The sequence below is a fragment of the Serratia sp. CY33525 genome (assembly GCF_052169115.1).
Classification (GTDB): Bacteria; Pseudomonadota; Gammaproteobacteria; order Enterobacterales; family Enterobacteriaceae; genus Serratia; species Serratia sarumanii.
In genome coordinates this window covers 35,030-52,404 of record NZ_JBJNLK010000013.1, presented here as the reverse complement: position 1 = coordinate 52,404, position 17,375 = coordinate 35,030, and the positions used below count along the sequence as shown (strand labels likewise).

Annotated in this window: 20 protein-coding genes; 10 read left to right on the top strand and 10 right to left on the bottom strand. The window is 59.5% G+C overall.

Annotated features, from left to right (window positions below; translation table 11 throughout):
* Window positions 1-30: 30 nt before the first annotated feature.
* Window positions 31-1,125 carry a glycosyltransferase family 9 protein gene (locus tag ACJ8IM_RS23050; protein WP_033654526.1) on the bottom strand — a complete coding sequence of 365 codons (1,095 nt, stop codon included), beginning with the start codon at window positions 1,123-1,125 and terminating at the stop codon, window positions 31-33.
* Between the two features lie 8 nt (window positions 1,126-1,133).
* Window positions 1,134-2,090 carry a polysaccharide deacetylase family protein gene (locus ACJ8IM_RS23045; RefSeq protein ID WP_033636469.1) on the bottom strand — a complete coding sequence of 319 codons (957 nt, stop codon included), beginning with the start codon at window positions 2,088-2,090 and terminating at the stop codon, window positions 1,134-1,136.
* Window positions 2,091-2,300: 210 nt separating this feature from the next.
* Between ACJ8IM_RS23045 and rfaQ the strand changes: the two genes are divergently transcribed.
* From rfaQ to ACJ8IM_RS23030, 3 genes are read left to right on the top strand one after another with little or no spacing between them, the layout of a single operon-like run.
* Window positions 2,301-3,383, top strand: coding sequence for a putative lipopolysaccharide heptosyltransferase III (gene rfaQ / locus ACJ8IM_RS23040; RefSeq protein WP_033649736.1), 1,083 nt, complete (start codon window positions 2,301-2,303; stop codon window positions 3,381-3,383).
* Window positions 3,380-4,507, top strand: a complete 1,128-nt coding sequence (locus tag ACJ8IM_RS23035) for a glycosyltransferase family 4 protein (RefSeq protein ID WP_033649737.1) — start codon at window positions 3,380-3,382, stop codon at window positions 4,505-4,507. The genes rfaQ and ACJ8IM_RS23035 overlap by 4 nt, the downstream gene beginning before the upstream one ends.
* Window positions 4,508-4,509: 2 nt before the next feature.
* A complete protein-coding gene (locus ACJ8IM_RS23030; RefSeq protein ID WP_033654525.1) occupies window positions 4,510-5,610 on the top strand; it encodes a glycosyltransferase in 1,101 nt (366 codons plus the stop codon).
* Window positions 5,611-5,654: 44 nt separating this feature from the next.
* On the opposite strand, the gene ACJ8IM_RS23025 is transcribed toward ACJ8IM_RS23030, so the two are convergent.
* On the bottom strand, window positions 5,655-6,668 hold the full coding sequence (locus tag ACJ8IM_RS23025) for a glycosyltransferase family 9 protein (RefSeq protein WP_033654524.1): 1,014 nt from the start codon (window positions 6,666-6,668) through the stop codon (window positions 5,655-5,657).
* A gap of 125 nt (window positions 6,669-6,793) precedes the next feature.
* Between ACJ8IM_RS23025 and waaA the strand changes: the two genes are divergently transcribed.
* The 3 genes from waaA to coaD are packed head-to-tail and all read left to right on the top strand — an operon-like array spanning window position 6,794 to window position 9,334.
* Window positions 6,794-8,071, top strand: a complete 1,278-nt coding sequence (gene waaA / locus ACJ8IM_RS23020) for a lipid IV(A) 3-deoxy-D-manno-octulosonic acid transferase (protein WP_025304695.1) — start codon at window positions 6,794-6,796, stop codon at window positions 8,069-8,071.
* The gene (locus ACJ8IM_RS23015; RefSeq protein ID WP_033654523.1) at window positions 8,072-8,845 is read left to right on the top strand and encodes a glycosyltransferase family 2 protein; all 774 of its coding nucleotides are present in this window, start codon (window positions 8,072-8,074) and stop codon (window positions 8,843-8,845) included.
* A 3-nt stretch (window positions 8,846-8,848) separates the two neighbouring features.
* Window positions 8,849-9,334 carry a pantetheine-phosphate adenylyltransferase gene (gene coaD / locus ACJ8IM_RS23010; protein WP_033631353.1) on the top strand — a complete coding sequence of 162 codons (486 nt, stop codon included), beginning with the start codon at window positions 8,849-8,851 and terminating at the stop codon, window positions 9,332-9,334.
* A gap of 3 nt (window positions 9,335-9,337) precedes the next feature.
* On the opposite strand, the gene mutM is transcribed toward coaD, so the two are convergent.
* The 4 genes from mutM to radC form a co-directional block, all read right to left on the bottom strand.
* Window positions 9,338-10,153, bottom strand: coding sequence for a bifunctional DNA-formamidopyrimidine glycosylase/DNA-(apurinic or apyrimidinic site) lyase (mutM, locus tag ACJ8IM_RS23005; protein ID WP_033649742.1), 816 nt, complete (start codon window positions 10,151-10,153; stop codon window positions 9,338-9,340).
* Window positions 10,154-10,234: 81 nt separating this feature from the next.
* Complete coding sequence (gene rpmG / locus ACJ8IM_RS23000; protein WP_002442576.1) at window positions 10,235-10,402, bottom strand: 50S ribosomal protein L33; 168 nt, start codon at window positions 10,400-10,402, stop codon at window positions 10,235-10,237.
* Between the two features lie 11 nt (window positions 10,403-10,413).
* A complete protein-coding gene (gene rpmB, locus ACJ8IM_RS22995; protein ID WP_004931195.1) occupies window positions 10,414-10,650 on the bottom strand; it encodes a 50S ribosomal protein L28 in 237 nt (78 codons plus the stop codon).
* A gap of 262 nt (window positions 10,651-10,912) precedes the next feature.
* Window positions 10,913-11,596 carry a RadC family protein gene (gene radC, locus ACJ8IM_RS22990; RefSeq protein WP_033654522.1) on the bottom strand — a complete coding sequence of 228 codons (684 nt, stop codon included), beginning with the start codon at window positions 11,594-11,596 and terminating at the stop codon, window positions 10,913-10,915.
* A 183-nt stretch (window positions 11,597-11,779) separates the two neighbouring features.
* Between radC and coaBC the strand changes: the two genes are divergently transcribed.
* The 3 genes from coaBC to slmA all read left to right on the top strand — a co-directional run bounded on the left by coaBC (window position 11,780) and on the right by slmA (window position 14,280).
* The gene (coaBC, locus tag ACJ8IM_RS22985) at window positions 11,780-12,997 is read left to right on the top strand and encodes a bifunctional phosphopantothenoylcysteine decarboxylase/phosphopantothenate--cysteine ligase CoaBC (protein ID WP_033654544.1); all 1,218 of its coding nucleotides are present in this window, start codon (window positions 11,780-11,782) and stop codon (window positions 12,995-12,997) included.
* Window positions 12,975-13,433, top strand: a complete 459-nt coding sequence (gene dut, locus ACJ8IM_RS22980; protein ID WP_033636478.1) for a dUTP diphosphatase — start codon at window positions 12,975-12,977, stop codon at window positions 13,431-13,433. Before coaBC ends, dut begins: the two co-directional genes overlap by 23 nt.
* A 250-nt stretch (window positions 13,434-13,683) precedes the next feature.
* The gene (slmA, locus tag ACJ8IM_RS22975) at window positions 13,684-14,280 is read left to right on the top strand and encodes a nucleoid occlusion factor SlmA (protein ID WP_004931203.1); all 597 of its coding nucleotides are present in this window, start codon (window positions 13,684-13,686) and stop codon (window positions 14,278-14,280) included.
* A 31-nt stretch (window positions 14,281-14,311) separates the two neighbouring features.
* On the opposite strand, the gene pyrE is transcribed toward slmA, so the two are convergent.
* Window positions 14,312-14,953: an orotate phosphoribosyltransferase gene (gene pyrE, locus ACJ8IM_RS22970; protein WP_004931204.1), complete on the bottom strand. Its 642-nt coding sequence runs from the start codon at window positions 14,951-14,953 to the stop codon at window positions 14,312-14,314.
* A 96-nt stretch (window positions 14,954-15,049) separates the two neighbouring features.
* Window positions 15,050-15,766, bottom strand: coding sequence for a ribonuclease PH (rph, locus tag ACJ8IM_RS22965; protein ID WP_025160305.1), 717 nt, complete (start codon window positions 15,764-15,766; stop codon window positions 15,050-15,052).
* A gap of 126 nt (window positions 15,767-15,892) precedes the next feature.
* On the opposite strand from rph, the gene ACJ8IM_RS22960 reads away from it, so the two are divergent.
* Window positions 15,893-16,756 carry a YicC/YloC family endoribonuclease gene (locus ACJ8IM_RS22960; RefSeq protein ID WP_015379441.1) on the top strand — a complete coding sequence of 288 codons (864 nt, stop codon included), beginning with the start codon at window positions 15,893-15,895 and terminating at the stop codon, window positions 16,754-16,756.
* Between the two features lie 55 nt (window positions 16,757-16,811).
* Here ACJ8IM_RS22960 and ACJ8IM_RS22955 read toward each other — a convergent pair whose 3' ends face one another.
* A complete protein-coding gene (locus ACJ8IM_RS22955) occupies window positions 16,812-17,201 on the bottom strand; it encodes a hypothetical protein (protein ID WP_033654520.1) in 390 nt (129 codons plus the stop codon).
* Between the last annotated feature and the right edge of the window lie 174 nt (window positions 17,202-17,375).

Below are 17,375 nucleotides of genomic sequence, written 5' to 3'. Positions count from 1 at the left end.
CGGCCTGGCGGCCGATGGGTCGTCTCGCCTTTAGCGCGCTAAAGGCACGTGTGCGACCAGCTCGTCATAAATCCGCTGCGGTTGGATGACCCCCATCGGGCTTTCCGCCTCCAGCGGCATCGTATAACCGGTACGCGACACCTGAATGATGCGGTGCAGTTCAGCATCCTGAATCGGCCCGGTGGAGCGTGAGTCGGCGGTCACGAACAGGCTGATGGTTTTCACCTTCAACGCCACCGCCAGGTGCAGCGGCCCGGTATCGCCGGTGACCAGAACATGGAAACTGTCGATCAACGTCAGCAAGCCTTGCAGCCCCGTTTTACCGATCTGGTTATCCACGCAGGCCTGCGTTTGCGGGCCGATCAGGCTCATAAACTGTTTGGCCTTGCCGTCGTCAAACGGTGCGCCAATCAGCACGATGCGTACATCAGGGTGCTTCGCCACCAGCTCATCGGCCAGCCGCGCATAGTGCGAAACCGGCCAGCAACGCGACTCTGTTGACGCCCCCAGCTGAAAACCGATGGTGGGATGCTCGCTGCTTTTGACGCCGCGCTGATAATCCACGGGAATTTCCATCGTCGGATCGTCGCTGCGGCAGCCCAAAATGGAAATCAGCTCCAGCTTGCGGCGCACGAAGTGGCCGTAATAATGGAAGACATAGTTGGTCAGCCAAGGCTCCAGCCCGCAAATGCCCGAACTGTAGTTATCGCGGATAATGTACTTCGCCCCGGCCAGTACGGCGCTGATGATGTCATAAGGCAGGTGGGAGTGCAGAATCAGCGCCAAATCCGGCTGATGTTCGCGCAGCGATTTCAGCAACGGGCGGATCGTCTTGATCTTGCTGTCCCAATACACCACGCGATCGTAATAGCGGCCGTTTTCCACCAGCTCGCGGTTTTTCTTGTGCACCACCAGTGTGATGTGTGCGTTGGGGTAGCGTTCCCGCATCGCCCTCAATGCCGGCGTGTTGAACATGAAGTCGCCCAACGCCGTGGTGGAATAGATGACGATATTGTCAAACTGCTGGGCGCCGTCGAACGTCGTCTTATCCTGAAAACGACCGTACTTCGCCGTATAGCGCCGCAAGAACCAGTCGGCAACCTTGATTTTCCATTTTTTCGACATGTGCGTGCTTAATTCGCTTTAAGTTGATAATACTCGGCCAGCGTCATGCCCACCGTGCGCTGCTGCAGCCAGTCAAACAGCTGTTCCAGATCGCGGTACAGCACTTCGATATCCTGCTCGGTTTTGAACGTCGGGCTGCCGCCCGGCATGAACTCGGAGGAGTGCAGCATAAACTCGACGTAGTCATGCCCCTGCGCCAGCGACGCTTCAGCCACGCTTATCATCTTGGCCACGTTGCCGCCACTTGGCCGCAGCCAGTTGACGGACGGCGAACGCCGCTTGCCGCGCAGCCGATCATAACCTTGCTTGAACGCGTTCATCAGCGCCGAGTGCTTGTACTGAATGCTCATCGGCACTTCCAGCAGCGCCGAAGCGCCCGGTTTGGCAATGTTCTGCGGATCGATGAAATAGGCCTGCGACGGGAACCGGCTGTAATCGGTGCCGCCGTTGCCCTGCGGATTGCCCGGCGAAAACTGCCAGTTGACGCGCGGCGTCACCGAACAGTCCACCTGATAGCCATACTCCAGCAGCAGCGAGGCATAATATTCGTTGAACGCCCAGCGGCCGGCGCGGTGGCTGAGCATTTTGGTCTGGAAGGCATCTTCCAGCAGCTTGGTCATGTGATCGACCTTGGCGCGGATCTGATCGGCGGGATACTCGATCAAATACGGTTTGTGGCGCCAGTCGTCGTCGGTGAGCGGCGTTAGCGGCGGGCTGTTCCAGGCGTGCAGGTGCATGCCGACTTCACCCGCGCCGCGGGCGATCACGTCGCGCGCGAACTCGACGTAAGCCGGATCCATCGCCATTTCATAGTTGGTGAGATAAACCGGTTTGAAGGCGTATTTTTCGCACAATGCCTGAAAGCGCGGCAAGAAACGCGTGTTTTCGGTCGCGATGCGATCGTGGTTTTGCCACAGATTATCGCCTTCGGTATCAATGGTGATGAGAAACGCCGGTTTAGTCATGAATATCGAGCCTGATATCAACAGAATGCACTATGTTACGCAGCCCGTTTCGCCAGGGCAAACGACTTTGCTGCCTGGTTTGGACAACATTGAAACGCATTCGTCCCCGGCTCGGCGATTTTTTTGCGGCCCGGCAAGAAAACCTTGCAACAGTAGCCACATGCGATCGGGTCATTTAGAATCAAAGATTGGTTTCCCAGAAAGCGACTCATGATGAACGACGCGCCAGCCCCAACTTCCGCCCCATCCGTACAGCGTATTTTGATCATAAAACTGCGCCATCACGGCGATATGCTGCTGGTCACGCCGGTCATCAGCAGCCTGCGGCAAAACTACCCGCAGGCGCAGATCGATGTGCTGCTGTATCAGGAAACGCAGGAGATGCTGGCCAGTAATCCGGAACTGTCGACGCTGTTCGCCATCGACCGCCAATGGAAAAAACAGGGCGCCCGCGCGCATCTGGGGCACGAACTGGCGCTGCTGCGCCGCCTGAAGGCGCAGCGCTACGATCTGGTGGTCAACCTGGCCGATCAGTGGCGCAGCGCCATCCTCACGCGCCTGACCGGCGCGCGCATCCGTCTGGGCTTCGATTTCCCCAAACGCCGCGGCTTCCTGTGGCGCCACTGCCACACGCAGCTGGTGCCGGTCGACAATCACGCCCACCTGCATACCGTCGAACAAAACCTCTCGCTGCTGGCGCCGCTGAACCTGCCCGCGCTCAGTGATCATGTGACCATGAGTTACGATCCGCAGGATTGGCAGGCATGTGAGCAACGGTTGCAGAAACAGGGCGTCACCGGCAGTTATATTGTGGTGCAGCCCACCTCGCGCTGGTTCTTCAAATGCTGGAGCGAAGAGAAAATGGCCGCCACCCTCACCGCCTTGCAGGCCGACGGCCACCAGCTGGTGATCACCTCCGGCCCCGACGCTAGAGAACAAGCCATGGTAGAGCGCATTTTGGCGCTCTGCCCGCCGCAGGGCGTGATTTCGTTAGCCGGCCAGCTGACGCTGCGCCAGCTGGCCGCCCTGATCGACCACGCCAAGCTGTTTATCGGCGTGGATTCGGTGCCGATGCACATGGCCGCCGCACTGCACACGCCGTGCGTGGCGCTGTTCGGCCCTTCCAAACTGACTTTCTGGCGGCCGTGGCAGGCTACCGGCGCCGTGATCTGGGCCGGCGACTTCGGCGAACTGCCCGATCCGGACGCCATCGATACCGGCACCGACGAACGGTATCTCGACCTTATTCCTACAGACGCGGTGATTGCAGCCGCGCGGAGCACGCTGGCATGAAAGCATTTCGTTTGGCGATCGTTCGCCAAAAATACCGCCCGGACGGCGGAGCCGAACGTTTCGTTTCCCGCGCCCTAGAGGCGCTGGAGCAACAGGATCTCGATCTGAACGTCATCACCCGCGAATGGCAGGGTGACGCCAATCCCAACTGGCATATCCACCTGTGCAACCCGCTAAAACTCGGCCGCATCAGCCGCGAACGGGGCTTCGCCGTGGCGGCCAGGGCGCTGTGGCAGAAAGAGCATTTTGATCTGGTGCAAAGCCACGAGCGCATTCCCGGCTGCGACATCTACCGCGCCGGCGACGGCGTACACCGCCGCTGGCTGCTGCAACGCGCGCGTCTGCTGCCGGAATGGCGCCGCAAATGGCTGTTCTCCAACCGTTATCACCGCTATGTGATGTGCGCCGAACGCGCCATGTACGCCGCACCGGAGCTGAAAGCCGTCATCTGCAACGCCGAGATGATCAAGCAGGAAATCATCGCGGACTTTGGCGTGCCCGCCGAAAAAATCACGGTGATCTATAACGCCATCGATAATCAAAAGTTCCCGCCCGCCGACGAGGCCCTGCGCCAACGTCTGCGCGAGCAGTATCAGATCCCGCAACAGGCGCACTGCCTGATTTTCGTCGGTTCCGGCTTTGAGCGCAAAGGGCTGGCGGCCGCCATCCGCGCCGTGGCAGCGACCGACAGCCACCTGTTGGTGGTCGGCAAAGACAAGGCCGAAAAACGCTACCGGGCGCTGGCACAGTCGCTGGGCTGCAGCGATCGGGTTCACTTTATGGGCGTGCAGAAGCAGACCTTGCCGTTTTATCAGGCCGCAGATGCGCTGCTGCTGCCGACGCTGTACGATCCGTTCCCGAATGTGATTCTGGAAGCGATGTCGTGCGGCCTGCCGGTTATCACCAGCACCACCTGCGGCGGCGCCGAGTTTATCACCCCCGGCCAGAACGGCTTCGTGACCGATGCGCTCGACGTACCGGCCATCGCGGAGGCCATTCGCGCGCTGCCGCGCCAGGCGCTGGGATCATCCATGGGCGAAGCGGCAAGATTGCGTATTATGCCGGCTACGCCGGCGCATCTGTCCGAACAGCTTATTTCCCTCTATAACCGGTTACTGGATTAGCTATGCGTATTCTGATGATCATCGACGGCCTGCCGGGAGGCGGCGCGGAAAAAGTGGTGCTGACCCTGTGCCAGGGCATGCAGCAACAGGGGCATGACGTCAGTCTGATCTCGCTGCGCGACGTCTGCAATTACCCTATCCCGCCGGGCATTGATTATCAGGTGGTGGCCGATCGCAGCCGCGCCCCCTGGCGCAAGCTGACCGAGCTGTCGCGCCGCGCCGGCGCGCTGGATCGGACGATAGCCGAACACGAACGCCAACACGGCGCGTTCGATCTGGTGTTCTCCAACCTGCATAAAACCGATCGCATCGTCAGCCGCAGCAAGCGGTTGGCCGCGGATCGCCTGTGGTTCTGCATTCACGGCATTCTCTCCACCTCCTACCTCGGCCACCGCAAGGGCCTGGATCGCTGGCTGAAGCAACGCAAAATCGCCAACGTTTACCAGGGAAGAAACATCGTCGCCGTTTCACGGGCGGTCGGCGACGATCTGCAGCAGAACTTGCCGATCCGCCCGCGCCGGCTGGCGGTCATCAACAACCCGTTCGATATCGACGCCATCCAGCAACAGGCGGCGATGCCTTGCGAACTGGCCGGCCAGGACTATCTGGTGCACGTCGGCCGCTTTCACGCCACCAAGCGGCATGACCGCCTGCTGAAAGCCTATGCGCACTCCGGCATTCAGGCGCCGCTGGCCTTGATCGGCGCCGGGGACGACGCCAGAGTCGCCGAGGTCAAACGTCTGGCGACAGACCTGGGCATTGCAGAGCGCGTGCTGTTTCTCGGTTTCCAGGCTAATCCCTACCCGTTTATTCGCCATGCCTCGCTGCTGGTGCTCAGCTCCGACAGCGAAGGGTTTGGCAACGTGCTGGTAGAATCGCTGCTGTGCGGCACACCGGTGGTCAGCACCCGTTGTCCGGGTGGCCCTGCGGAAATTCTGGAAAAAGCCGGCATGGCTAACGCGCTGGCGGAATTAAACGAAGCGTCGCTGGCAGAAAAAATGGCGGAGATTTACGCCAATCCGCCGCAGATAAATCAACAGCAATTGCTGAGCTATGGGCTTGAGCCTATTTGCCGCCAATATCTGGAACTGGAAAGAAAATAATAAAGAATGAAATAAGGCAGGGGATGCCTGCCTTATTTTCTTCGCTAGCTGAGCGCCTGCATTTTCTGCCAAACCTCATCGACAGAAACATCCTCACAGTGCCCCGACTCACTCTGCAAAATATGATGACGGCCGGTCCATGGATGCCAGGACGTTTTATCGGTATCGCCAAAGAACACCACCATGTCCTTATTCAACGCGGCGGCAAGATGCATCTGCCCACCGTCGCTGCACAGCACCCGGTCGCATAAATCAAACCCGCCCAACAGCTCACGCACCGACGCCGTCGGATAAAGCGCGACGCGTTCGTTTTGACACAGCGCCAGCAGCTGTTCGGCGCGCTGCTGGTCGCCGATGTCGTCCGGCGCCAGGGTGCCCTGCGGCGACCAGAAGATCAGCACGCCGGTGTGGGGATCGGCAACCAGACGGTTGATGATTTCGGCATAGCGTTCAACCGGCCAACGCCTTTTCGGGCTGCGGCTGCTGATATGCACGGCGCATACCCGTTCGACCGGCGGCAGACGCTCCTGCATCCGTTGCGCCGCCAATTGCCGCTCTTCAGGCGTCAGAAACACCCGCACCGGCGGGATCGGAATGGATTGATCGGTTATCGCCGATAAATAGCTGTAGGTATGTTCGACCTGATGTTGACCGCGGAAATCGTCCTTGCGGAACGGGCGATGAATATCTTTCGTGCCCAAATCGGCGCCGATGATATGGGTGGCGCCGGCCATTTTCGCTAAACGCAAACTGTATTTGCAAGGCACCGGGTTGGCCAGAATGACCGCATCGAATTTTATTTTGCGCAGCTTCAGGAAGATCATCAGACGCTCGAAATAAACGCCCAGCGTAGTCTCATTTTTCGCCTTGTGCTTGGCCTTTTTATAGACAAAGACTTTCTCGAGATGAGGGTTGTTTTTAACGACGTCTTGGCTGACTTTATTGATCAGCAGATAAACTTTTGCGTCCGGATAGGCAATTTTCACCCCTTCAATCAAGGGCGTGGTGCAAACAAGATCGCCGATGTTATCGCGGCGAATAATTAAAATATTCTTCATTCCGAGCCTGTCGGCGAAATCGCTCGCCGGTTGTCTGAAACTGACACCCAAGGTTACCAAATTAGCGCCTTTCCCTTCCAGTTATGGTACTATTCCGAATAACCCATATAAATGAAATTGATAGAATGTTGCTGCGTTTATATCAGGTACTACTCTACCTCATCCAACCCCTGATCTGGCTCCGCTTACTGCTGCGCAGCCGCAAAGCTCCAGCCTACCGTAAACGCTGGGCGGAACGCTATGGCTTCTGCGCCGGGAAAGTCGTGCCAGGCGGCATCATGCTGCATTCCGTCTCCGTCGGCGAAACGCTGGCGGCCATCCCGCTGGTGCGGGCGCTGCGCCATCGTTACCCCGCTTTGCCGATAACTGTGACCACAATGACCCCAACAGGTTCAGAACGCGTCCAGTCCGCTTTCGGCAAAGACGTGCATCATGTCTATCTGCCCTACGATCTGCCCGGCTCCATGAACCGCTTCCTCGATCAGGTGAATCCCAAGCTGGTGATCATCATGGAAACCGAGCTGTGGCCCAACCTGATCAACGCGCTGCATCAGCGGCAGATCCCCCTGGTGATCGCCAATGCGCGCCTGTCGGCCCGCTCCGCCGCCGGCTATAAGAAAATTGGCGGATTCATGCGCGATATGCTGCGCCGCATCACGCTGATCGCCGCCCAAAACCAGGAAGACGGCGATCGGTTTATCGAGCTGGGCCTGAAGCGCTCTCAGCTGGCCGTGACCGGCAGCCTGAAGTTCGATATCTCCGTCACCCCGGAGCTGGCCGCCCGCGCCGTTACGCTGCGCCGCCAATGGGCGCCGCGCCGCCCGGTGTGGATCGCCACCAGTACCCATGACGGGGAAGAAACCATCCTGCTGGAAGCGCACCGCAAACTGCTGGAAAAACACCCCGATCTGCTGCTGATCCTGGTGCCGCGTCACCCGGAGCGCTTCCCGACCGCCAAGGAGCTGGTGCAGAAAGCCGGCTTCAGCTACACCCTGCGCAGCAGCGGCGAAATCCCGTCCGGCAGCACCCAGGTGGTGATCGGCGATACCATGGGCGAGCTGATGCTGCTGTACGGCATCGCCGATCTGGCCTTTGTCGGCGGCAGCCTGGTGGAACGCGGCGGACATAACCCGCTGGAAGCCGCCGCGCATGCCATCCCGGTGTTGATGGGCCCGCATACCTTCAACTTCAAAGACATCTGCGCCAAGCTTTCGCAGGCCGAAGGCCTGATCACCGTGACCGACGTGGATTCGCTGGTGAAGGAAGTGGAAACCCTGCTGACCGACGAAGACTACCGCCGCTACTACGGCCGCCATGCGGTGGAAGTGCTGTATCAGAATCAGGGAGCGCTGCAGCGCCTGCTGCAGCTGCTGGAACCGCACCTGCCGCCCCGGAGCCACTGAATGAACAGCCGCAAAAGCCTGTCGGTGGTGATGATCGCCAAAAACGAAGCCGGGCTGTTGCCGGACTGTCTGCGCTCGGTCGAGTGGGCCGATGAAATCATCGTGCTGGACTCCGGCAGCGAGGACGACAGCGTCGCCATCGCCGAAAGCCTGGGCGCCAAAGTCTTCACGCACACCGACTGGCAAGGGTTCGGCAAGCAGCGTCAACTGGCACAAAGCTACGCCAGCCATGACTACGTTTTGATGATCGACGCCGACGAACGCGTCACGCCCGAGCTGCGGCAATCCATCGAACGGGTGTTGAACGCGCCGGACGACGGCGCCGTCTACAGCTGTGCGCGGCGCAATCTGTTCCTTGGCCGCTTCATGCGCCACAGCGGCTGGTATCCCGACCGCGTCAACCGCCTGTACGCCAACCGACGCTATCGCTATAACGACGATCTGGTGCACGAATCGCTGAACATCGGCGGCGCCAAAGTGATCCCCCTCAGCGGCGATATGCTGCACCTGACCTGCCGCGATTTCTTCGCCTTCCAGCGCAAACAGCTGCGCTACGCCGAAGAGTGGGCGACGCAACGCCACCGGGCCGGCAAGCGTTGCGGCTACCTGTCTATCCTGACCCACACGCTCGGCGCCTTCGTCAAAACCTGGCTGCTGCGGGCCGGCTTCCTCGACGGTAAACAGGGGTTGCTGTTAGCGGTGGTCAACGCGCAATATACCTTCAATAAATATGCCGCATTATGGGCATTGGGCCGCAACTACTCAGAGAAGTGAATCATGACCAGCAAAGCCATCTATCCCGGGACCTTCGATCCCATGACCAACGGCCATCTGGATTTAGTGACGCGCGCATCACTGATGTTCGATCACGTGATTCTGGCCATCGCCGCCAGCCCGAGTAAAAAGCCGCTGTTCAGCCTGGATGAACGCGTGGCGTTGGCGACGCAGGTCACCTCGCATCTGGGCAATGTGGAAGTGCTGGGCTTCAGCGAGCTGATGGCGCACTTTGCCGCTCACCAAAATGCCAATATCCTGGTGCGCGGCCTGCGTGCAGTGTCTGACTTTGAATACGAATTGCAGCTGGCGAACATGAACCGCCATTTGATGCCGACGCTGGAAAGCGTGTTCCTGATGCCTTCCGAAGAGTGGTCGTTCATCTCCTCCTCACTGGTGAAGGAGGTCGCCCGTCACGGCGGCGATATCGCGCCTTTCCTGCCGGATGTGGTCACCCAGGCGCTGATGGCGAAGCTCGCCGCCGAGTAATGCTCAGCGCTGGCAGCGGCGGCAAAAGAAGGTGCTGCGCTGCCCGTGCTTGGCGGATTCGATCGGCGTGCCGCACGCGCGGCAGGGTTCTCCCGCCCGACCGTAAACCTGCAGTTCCTGCGCGAAATATCCCGGTTTGCCGTCAGACTGCAAAAAGTCGCGCAATGTCGTGCCGCCCTGCTCGATAGAGCGCTGCAACACCGCCTTGATGGTCTGCGCCAGCAGCGCCGCTTCGGCTTTGCTCAACGATCCCGCGGGACGATCGGGCAGGATCCCGGCGCTGAACAGCGATTCGCTGGCGTAAATATTGCCGACCCCGACCACCAGCTTATTATCCATCAGCCACGGTTTGATCAGCGTGCGCTTATTGCGTGATTTTTCATACAGGTAGTCGCCGTTGAACGCTTCGCTTAGCGGTTCCGGCCCCAGATGCGCCAACACGCTGCTGGTCGCCAAATCTTCGCACCACAGCCAGGCGCCGAAACGGCGCGGATCGGTATAGCGTAGGATCATGCCGTTGCTGATCACCAGATCGACGTGGTCGTGTTTGCCGGCTTCGTCTTCGTTTTCCTCACGCAGCATGCGCAGGCTGCCCGACATGCCCAGGTGCACGATAATCCAACCGTTCTCCAGCTCGATCAGCAGGTATTTGGCCCGGCGCTGCACGCTGAGCACCGGCCGATCGCTCAGCGTCAGGATCTGCTCGGAAACCGGCCAGCGCAGGCGCGCGTTGCGCACCACCGCATACTGAATGCTGTGGCCGACAAGATAAGGCTCTATACCGCGTCTGCTCGTCTCAACTTCCGGTAATTCAGGCATCTGGCTTCCCCTCCGACGTTTTCTACCCTTTATAAAACAAAAAACCCGGCCAAGGCCGGGTTTTTCATTAATCCACTAAAATTATTTAATTTTAGCTTCTTTGTATACTACGTGCTGACGGACAACTGGATCGAATTTCTTCAGTTCCAATTTTTCCGGCTTAGTACGCTTGTTCTTCGTGGTGGTATAGAAGTGACCAGTACCAGCAGAAGAAACCAGCTTGATCTTCTCGCGAACACCTTTAGCCATGATTCAGTTCCTTAATACTTCTCACCACGGGCACGCAGATCGGCCAGAACCGTCTCAATACCCTTCTTATCGATAACACGCATACCTTTAGCAGATACACGCAGAGTTACAAAGCGCTTCTCAGCCTCAACCCAAAAACGGTGTGAGTGCAGGTTAGGCAGAAAACGGCGTTTGGTCGCGTTCATTGCGTGGGAACGGTTGTTACCGCTCACCGGGCGCTTGCCAGTAACTTGGCAGACTCGGGACATGTCTATTCTCCAAAAATCAAATCAGCTCGAGCTTCGTATAGGGTATGGCCGCCTCGTCAGGCTTTTAGAGCCCATCTCAGCAAACTTCATACTGAGGAGACTCTCGTCATCAGGTAGAAACCACACATCAGGTCAGAAACCTGCTGAGATAGGCTCTTGCGCCAAACCCAAGATTCTCAAAGGTGGCGTAGTATACGCTCTGAAGCGTAAGTGCTCAAGTCCCGAACAGCTAAAGATCCCACAAGGATCGCGAAAAAATCGCTTAAAGCCATCCGCGCTCGGCAAAAGAGACGCATTCACCCCGACCGATCACCAAATGATCAAGCACTCGGATCTCCAATAACTGACAGGCTTTCACCACCTGTTCCGTTATCAAGCGGTCGGCATGACTGGGTTCAGCCTTACCCGAAGGGTGATTATGCGCGAGAATCAGCGCGGCGGCATTAGCCTTCAACGCTTCGCGCACAATTTCTCTCGGGTAGACGACGACGCTGCTGATGGTACCAGCAAACATCTCCTGATGGCGAATAACCCGGTGCTGATTGTCTAAAAACAATACCAAAAAGACCTCCCGCTCGCGATGCGCCAGCAGGCTTTGCAGATAATGCTGAGTGACGCGCGGATTGAGCATGGCGTTTTCCTGCGACAAATGGCTGGAAAAGAAGCGCAGCGCCAGCTCGGCAATCGCCTGCAGCTGCGTATAGCTGGCGTCCCCCAGGCCTTTTTGGCTGCAAAAAGCCTGATGATCGGCCGACATCAGGTGATAAAGCGAGCCGAACCGGCGCAGCAGCTGCTCCGCCAGCTGCATCACGTGCACGCCGGGCAACCCGGTGCGCAAGAAAATGGCCAACAGCTCTGCGTCGGACAGCGCCGCCGCCCCCTGCATCAACAGCTTTTCACGCGGTGCCAGCGCGCCCGGCCAGCACGCCACAATCGAGTTGCTCATCGTGTTCCTCCCTGAAAGGGCTACAGCATGCCATGTGCCACCCGGCGCGTTCGACAGGTGTTTGATAACATTGCGAAGTGTTTCGCAAAGCACAATGTAACGCCCTGCAGCCATTGCGGAATCGCTCACCTGAACGGCGGATATGCTAAAATGGCGCATCTTTCGGCTTTCAATCGGACAATGATGATGACGGGACTTTCCGGCAAACATATTGTGCTTGGCATCAGCGGCGGCATCGCCGCCTACAAATGCCCAGAGCTGGTGCGCCGCCTGCGCGACAGGGGCGCGGAAGTGCGCGTGGTGATGACCCACGCCGCCAAGGCGTTCATTACGCCACTGACGCTGCAGGCCGTTTCCGGCTACCCGGTGTCCGACGATCTGTTGGATCCCGCCGCCGAAGCCGCCATGGGCCACATCGAACTCGGCAAGTGGGCGGATCTGGTTATTCTGGCGCCGGCGACCGCCGATCTGCTGGCGCGCGTGGCCGCCGGCATGGCCAACGATCTGCTGACCACCGTCTGCCTGGCGACCGATGCCCCCATCGCCGCCGCGCCCGCCATGAACCAGCAGATGTATCGCGCCGCCGCCACGCAGGCCAACCTGCAAACGCTGCAGGCGCGCGGCATGCTGCTTTGGGGGCCGGACAGCGGCAGCCAGGCCTGCGGCGACGTCGGCCCGGGCCGCATGTTGGATCCGCTGAACATCGTCGACCTGGCGAACGCGCATTTTTCCGCCCCGCAGGATCTGCAACATTTGCAGGTTATGATCACCGCCGGCCCGACGCGTGAAGCGCTGGATCCGGTGCGTTTCATCAGCAACCACAGCTCCGGCAAAATGGGCTTCGCCATCGCCCGCGCCGCCGCCGCCCGCGGCGCGCAGGTGACGCTGATCGCCGGGCCGGTCAGCCTGCCGACGCCGCCATCGGTCACCCGAGTGGACGTCACCAGCGCGCTGGAGATGGAGCAGGCGGTGCAACAGCGCGCCGCGCAGCAGCAGATTTTCATCTCCTGCGCCGCCGTGGCCGACTACCGCCCCGAGCGGATCGCCGATGAAAAAATAAAAAAACAGGGTGATGAAATCATCCTCAAGATGGTAAAAAACCCCGACATCGTCGCCGGCGTGGCGGCGATGACCAAAAATCGACCGTTTGTCGTGGGGTTTGCCGCCGAAACCCAGAATGTGGAAGAATACGCGCGGCAAAAACTGGCGCGTAAGAAGCTGGATTTGATTTGCGCTAACGATGTATCGCTTGCAGAGCACGGGTTCAACAGCGACACCAATGCCCTGCACCTTTTTTGGCAGGATGGAGAGAAACGCCTGGCGCTGAGCGACAAGGCACTCCTTGGCCAACGTTTAATAGACGAGATAGTCAGCCGTTATGATGAAAAAAATCGACGTTAAGATCCTCGACCCGCGCATCGGTCAGGATTTCCCGCTACCGACCTACGCCACCCCGGGCTCCGCCGGTCTCGACCTGCGCGCCTGCCTGGACAGCGCGGTAGAGCTGGCGCCGGGTGAAACCACGCTGCTGCCTACCGGCCTCGCGATCCATATCGCCGACGCAAGCCTGGCGGCGGTGATCCTGCCGCGCTCAGGCCTGGGCCATAAGCACGGCGTCGTGCTGGGCAACCTGGTCGGCCTGATCGACTCCGATTATCAGGGCCAGCTGATGGTGTCCGTTTGGAACCGCGGCCAGAAGCACTTCACCATAGAGCCGGGTGAACGCATCGCGCAGATGGTCTTCGTGCCGGTGGTGCAGGCAGAATTCAACCTGGTGGAAGAATTCGACGGCAGCGAGCGCGGCGAAGGCGGCTTCGGCCACTCGGGGCGCCACTAAGCGCCACCCAAGGCACGAGGGCCGGCAGGGAAACGTCGCCTGAACCTTGCCTTTCCGGGGAGAAGGATGTCTCTGCGGCAAGGTTTTACCGCGACAATTGCAGCGCACACCAGGCAGCGCGGAAAAGGCCGTTAAGGCCGCTGACCCCAGCATCGTAAAAAAGCTATCACATAAGCCGCACAGAGCCTGCTCTGCAGCGGCCGGTGCCCGGGTTTCCGTCAGTTAAGTTTTAGCAAGGGTCTAATCAGACATGGCAGAAAAAGAAAAGACGAAAAGGAATCGGCGCGAGGAAATATTGCAGGCGTTAGCCCAGATGCTGGAGTCCAGCGACGGCAGCCAACGCATCACCACCGCCAAGCTCGCCGCGAACGTGGGTGTTTCTGAAGCTGCGCTGTACCGGCATTTCCCCAGCAAGACACGGATGTTCGACAGCCTGATCGAGTTTATCGAAGACAGCCTGATCACCCGCATCAACCTGATCTTGCAGGACGAGAAAGAGACGTTTAATCGTCTGCGCCTGATTTTACTGCTGATTCTGGGCTTTGCGGAACGCAACCCGGGGCTGACGCGCATCATGACCGGCCACGCGCTGATGTTTGAACAGGATCGCCTGCAGGGCCGCATCAACCAGCTGTTCGAACGCATCGAGGCGCAGCTGCGACAGGTGCTGAAAGAGCGCAAATTGCGCGAAGGCAAAGGCTTTATCGTCGATGAAACGCTGCTGGCCAGCCAGCTGCTGGCCTTCTGCGAAGGCATGTTGTCGCGCTATGTGCGTTCGGAATTCCGCTATCGCCCAACGCAGGAATTCGACGCCCGCTGGCCGCTGTTGGCGGCCCAGCTGCAATAAAGATAACGCCGGGCATGCCCGGCGTTTTTACTTACACCCCGTACTGCTCGCGGTAAGCGCGCACCGCCGCCAGGTGGTCCGCCATTTCCGGCTTCTCTTCCAGATAGGCGATCAGGTCCTTCAGCGTCACGATCGAAATCACCTTGCAGTGATAGTCGCGTTCCACTTCCTGAATGGCGGAGATATCCGCGCGGCCGCGTTCCTGACGGTCGAGGGAAATCAGCACGCCCGCCAGCGAAGCGCCGCTGGCGCCGATGATTTCCATCGACTCGCGGATCGCGGTGCCGGCGGTGATCACATCGTCCACCAACATCACTCGCCCCTGCAGCGGGCTGCCTACCAGCGAACCGCCTTCGCCGTGGGTCTTGGCTTCCTTACGGTTAAAGCAGTAAGGCACGTCGCGCTCATGGTGTTCCGCCAACGCCACCGCCGTAGTGGTGGCAATAGGAATGCCTTTATAGGCCGGGCCAAACAGCAGGTCGAAATCGATGCCGGAGTCCATCAGGGCTTCGGCGTAGAAGCGCCCCAACAGCGCAAGATCGCGCCCGGTATTAAACAGGCCGGCGTTGAAGAAATACGGGCTGGTGCGGCCGGATTTCAGGGTGAACTCGCCGAATTTCAATACCTGCTTGTTAAGCGCGAACTCGATAAACTGGCGCTGATAGGCTTTCATTACTGCTTCTCCTCGTCTGAATCTGCTTAGGTCTTGTTATTACTGCCGCCCGATCGCCGGGCATAAAAAAGGCGACTTCTCAGTCGCCTTAAAAAATCAGTCCGCCAGCGCCGCTTTCTGCGCCTGGAAGATGGTTTCGATGCCCCCTCGGGCCAGCGCCAATAGCGCCAACAGCTCATCGTGGCTGAACGGCTCGCCTTCGGCGGTGCCCTGCACCTCAATCATGCGGCCATCTTCCATCATCACCACGTTCATGTCGGTTTCCGCCGCGGAGTCCTCCACATACTCCAGATCGCACAGCGCTTCGCCATTGACGATGCCGACCGAAACCGCCGCCACCATGCCCTTCATCGGGTTGGCTTTCAGCTTGCCGTTGGCCACCAGCGTGTTCAACGCATCGGCCAGCGCCACGCAGGCGCCGGAGATCGAGGCAGTTCGGGTACCGCCGTCGGCCTGCAGTACGTCGCAGTCGAGGGTGATGGTGAATTCACCGAGCTTTTTCAGGTCTACCGCGGCGCGCAGCGAGCGGGCGATCAGGCGCTGGATCTCCAGCGTGCGGCCACCCTGTTTGCCTTTGGCGGCTTCACGAGCGTTGCGGCTGTGGGTGGAGCGCGGCAGCATGCCGTACTCGGCGGTGATCCAACCTTGCCCCTGGCCTTTCAGGAAGCGCGGAACGCCCTCTTCTACCGTGGCGGTGCACAAGACTTTTGTATCGCCAAACTCAACCAGCACTGAACCTTCAGCGTGTTTGGTATAGTGACGGGTCAGTGTCAGGGGGCGAACTTGCTGTGGTGCTCTGCCTGCAGGACGCATGGGCTCTCTCCGGCTTCAAATCAACTATTGGCTGCGCATTATACGGGCTTCGTGACGTAATGCCTATCCTGCCCGCAGCCGCGACGCTATAATCGCCCCATCTTTTCCTATTACGGGTACGCATCAATGATCCGCAGCATGACCGCCTACGCCCGGCGTGAAATCAAGGGTGAATGGGGCAGCGCAGCCTGGGAGCTGCGTTCCGTTAACCAGCGCTACTTAGAAACCTACATCCGCCTGCCGGAACAATTCCGCAGCCTGGAGCCGGTGATCCGTGAACGTATCCGTGGCCGCCTGACCCGCGGCAAAGTCGAATGCAACCTGCGTTTCGAGCTGGATCCAAGCGCGCAAAGCTCGCTGATCCTGAACGAAAAACTGGCCAAACAGCTGGTCGAAGCCGCCAACTGGGTGAAAATGCAGAGCGACGAAGGTGAAATCAACCCGATCGACGTGCTGCGCTGGCCGGGCGTGATGTCCGCGCAGGAGCAGGATCTGGACGCCATCAGCGCCGAGCTGATGCAGGCGCTGGACGGCGCGCTGGATGACTTCATCGTCGCACGCGAAAGCGAAGGTGCCGCGCTGAAAACGCTGATCGAACAGCGCCTCGACGGCGTCAGCGCCGAAGTGGTCAAAGTGCGCGCCCAGATGCCGAACATCCTGCAATGGCAGCGCGAGCGCCTGGTCAGCAAGTTGGAAGAGGCACAGGTACAGCTGGAAAACACCCGCCTGGAGCAGGAGCTGGTGCTGATGGCGCAGCGCATCGACGTCGCCGAAGAGCTGGACCGTCTGGAAGCGCACGTGAAAGAGACGCACAACATTCTGAAGAAGAAAGAAGCCGTCGGCCGCCGCCTCGACTTTATGATGCAGGAGTTCAACCGCGAATCGAACACCCTGGCCTCCAAGTCGATCAATGCCGACGTCACCGCTTCCGCCATCGAGCTGAAAGTGCTGATTGAGCAAATGCGCGAGCAGATCCAGAACATCGAGTGATCCTGCCCCGCATGCCATCAAGCCCGCGCCAAGCGGGCTTTTTTATGGCTGCAGATCAGCGATGGGCGGCCGCCTGCTCTTCATCAATCAGCCCCATTTTCTGCAGCTGCACCGCAATGCTCCAGGTTGAGCGCTCGAACTCATCGCTCAGCGCTTCCAGCGTCGCCCCGGCCGCATGGCTCTCACGCAGCCGCAGTTTTTCTTCTTCCGGCCAAGGGAAGTAGGCATTGGCTGGCCGGCCCTCGGCCAGATTCTTCTGCCGCTTCTCCTCCGGCGTCAGCCGGGCTTTTTTCTGCAGTTCGACTTCACCGTCGAACTCGTTGGCCAACGCGAACAGCAGGCGGATAGCCTCCGGCGCACAGGCCGCCGAAGCCGGTCTCAACAGCTCGCCGGTGTCGGGATTAACGCCGTTGGCCAGCGCCCTGAGCAACGTGCCGGTATTCATCGTTCGCCTCCTTGTCCGAGAGAATACGCGCCGGTCGTGGCGCCTTGTTCAGGCATTTTTCTCTGCCTCTCTCGAGAAAACCACGCTTTACGCCATGAAAAAGCGCCAGTTGCGAGCCAGATTCCAGGCGTTTGCACGCGAGTGACGGCGATTGCATCAGGTTGCGAGCCGGCA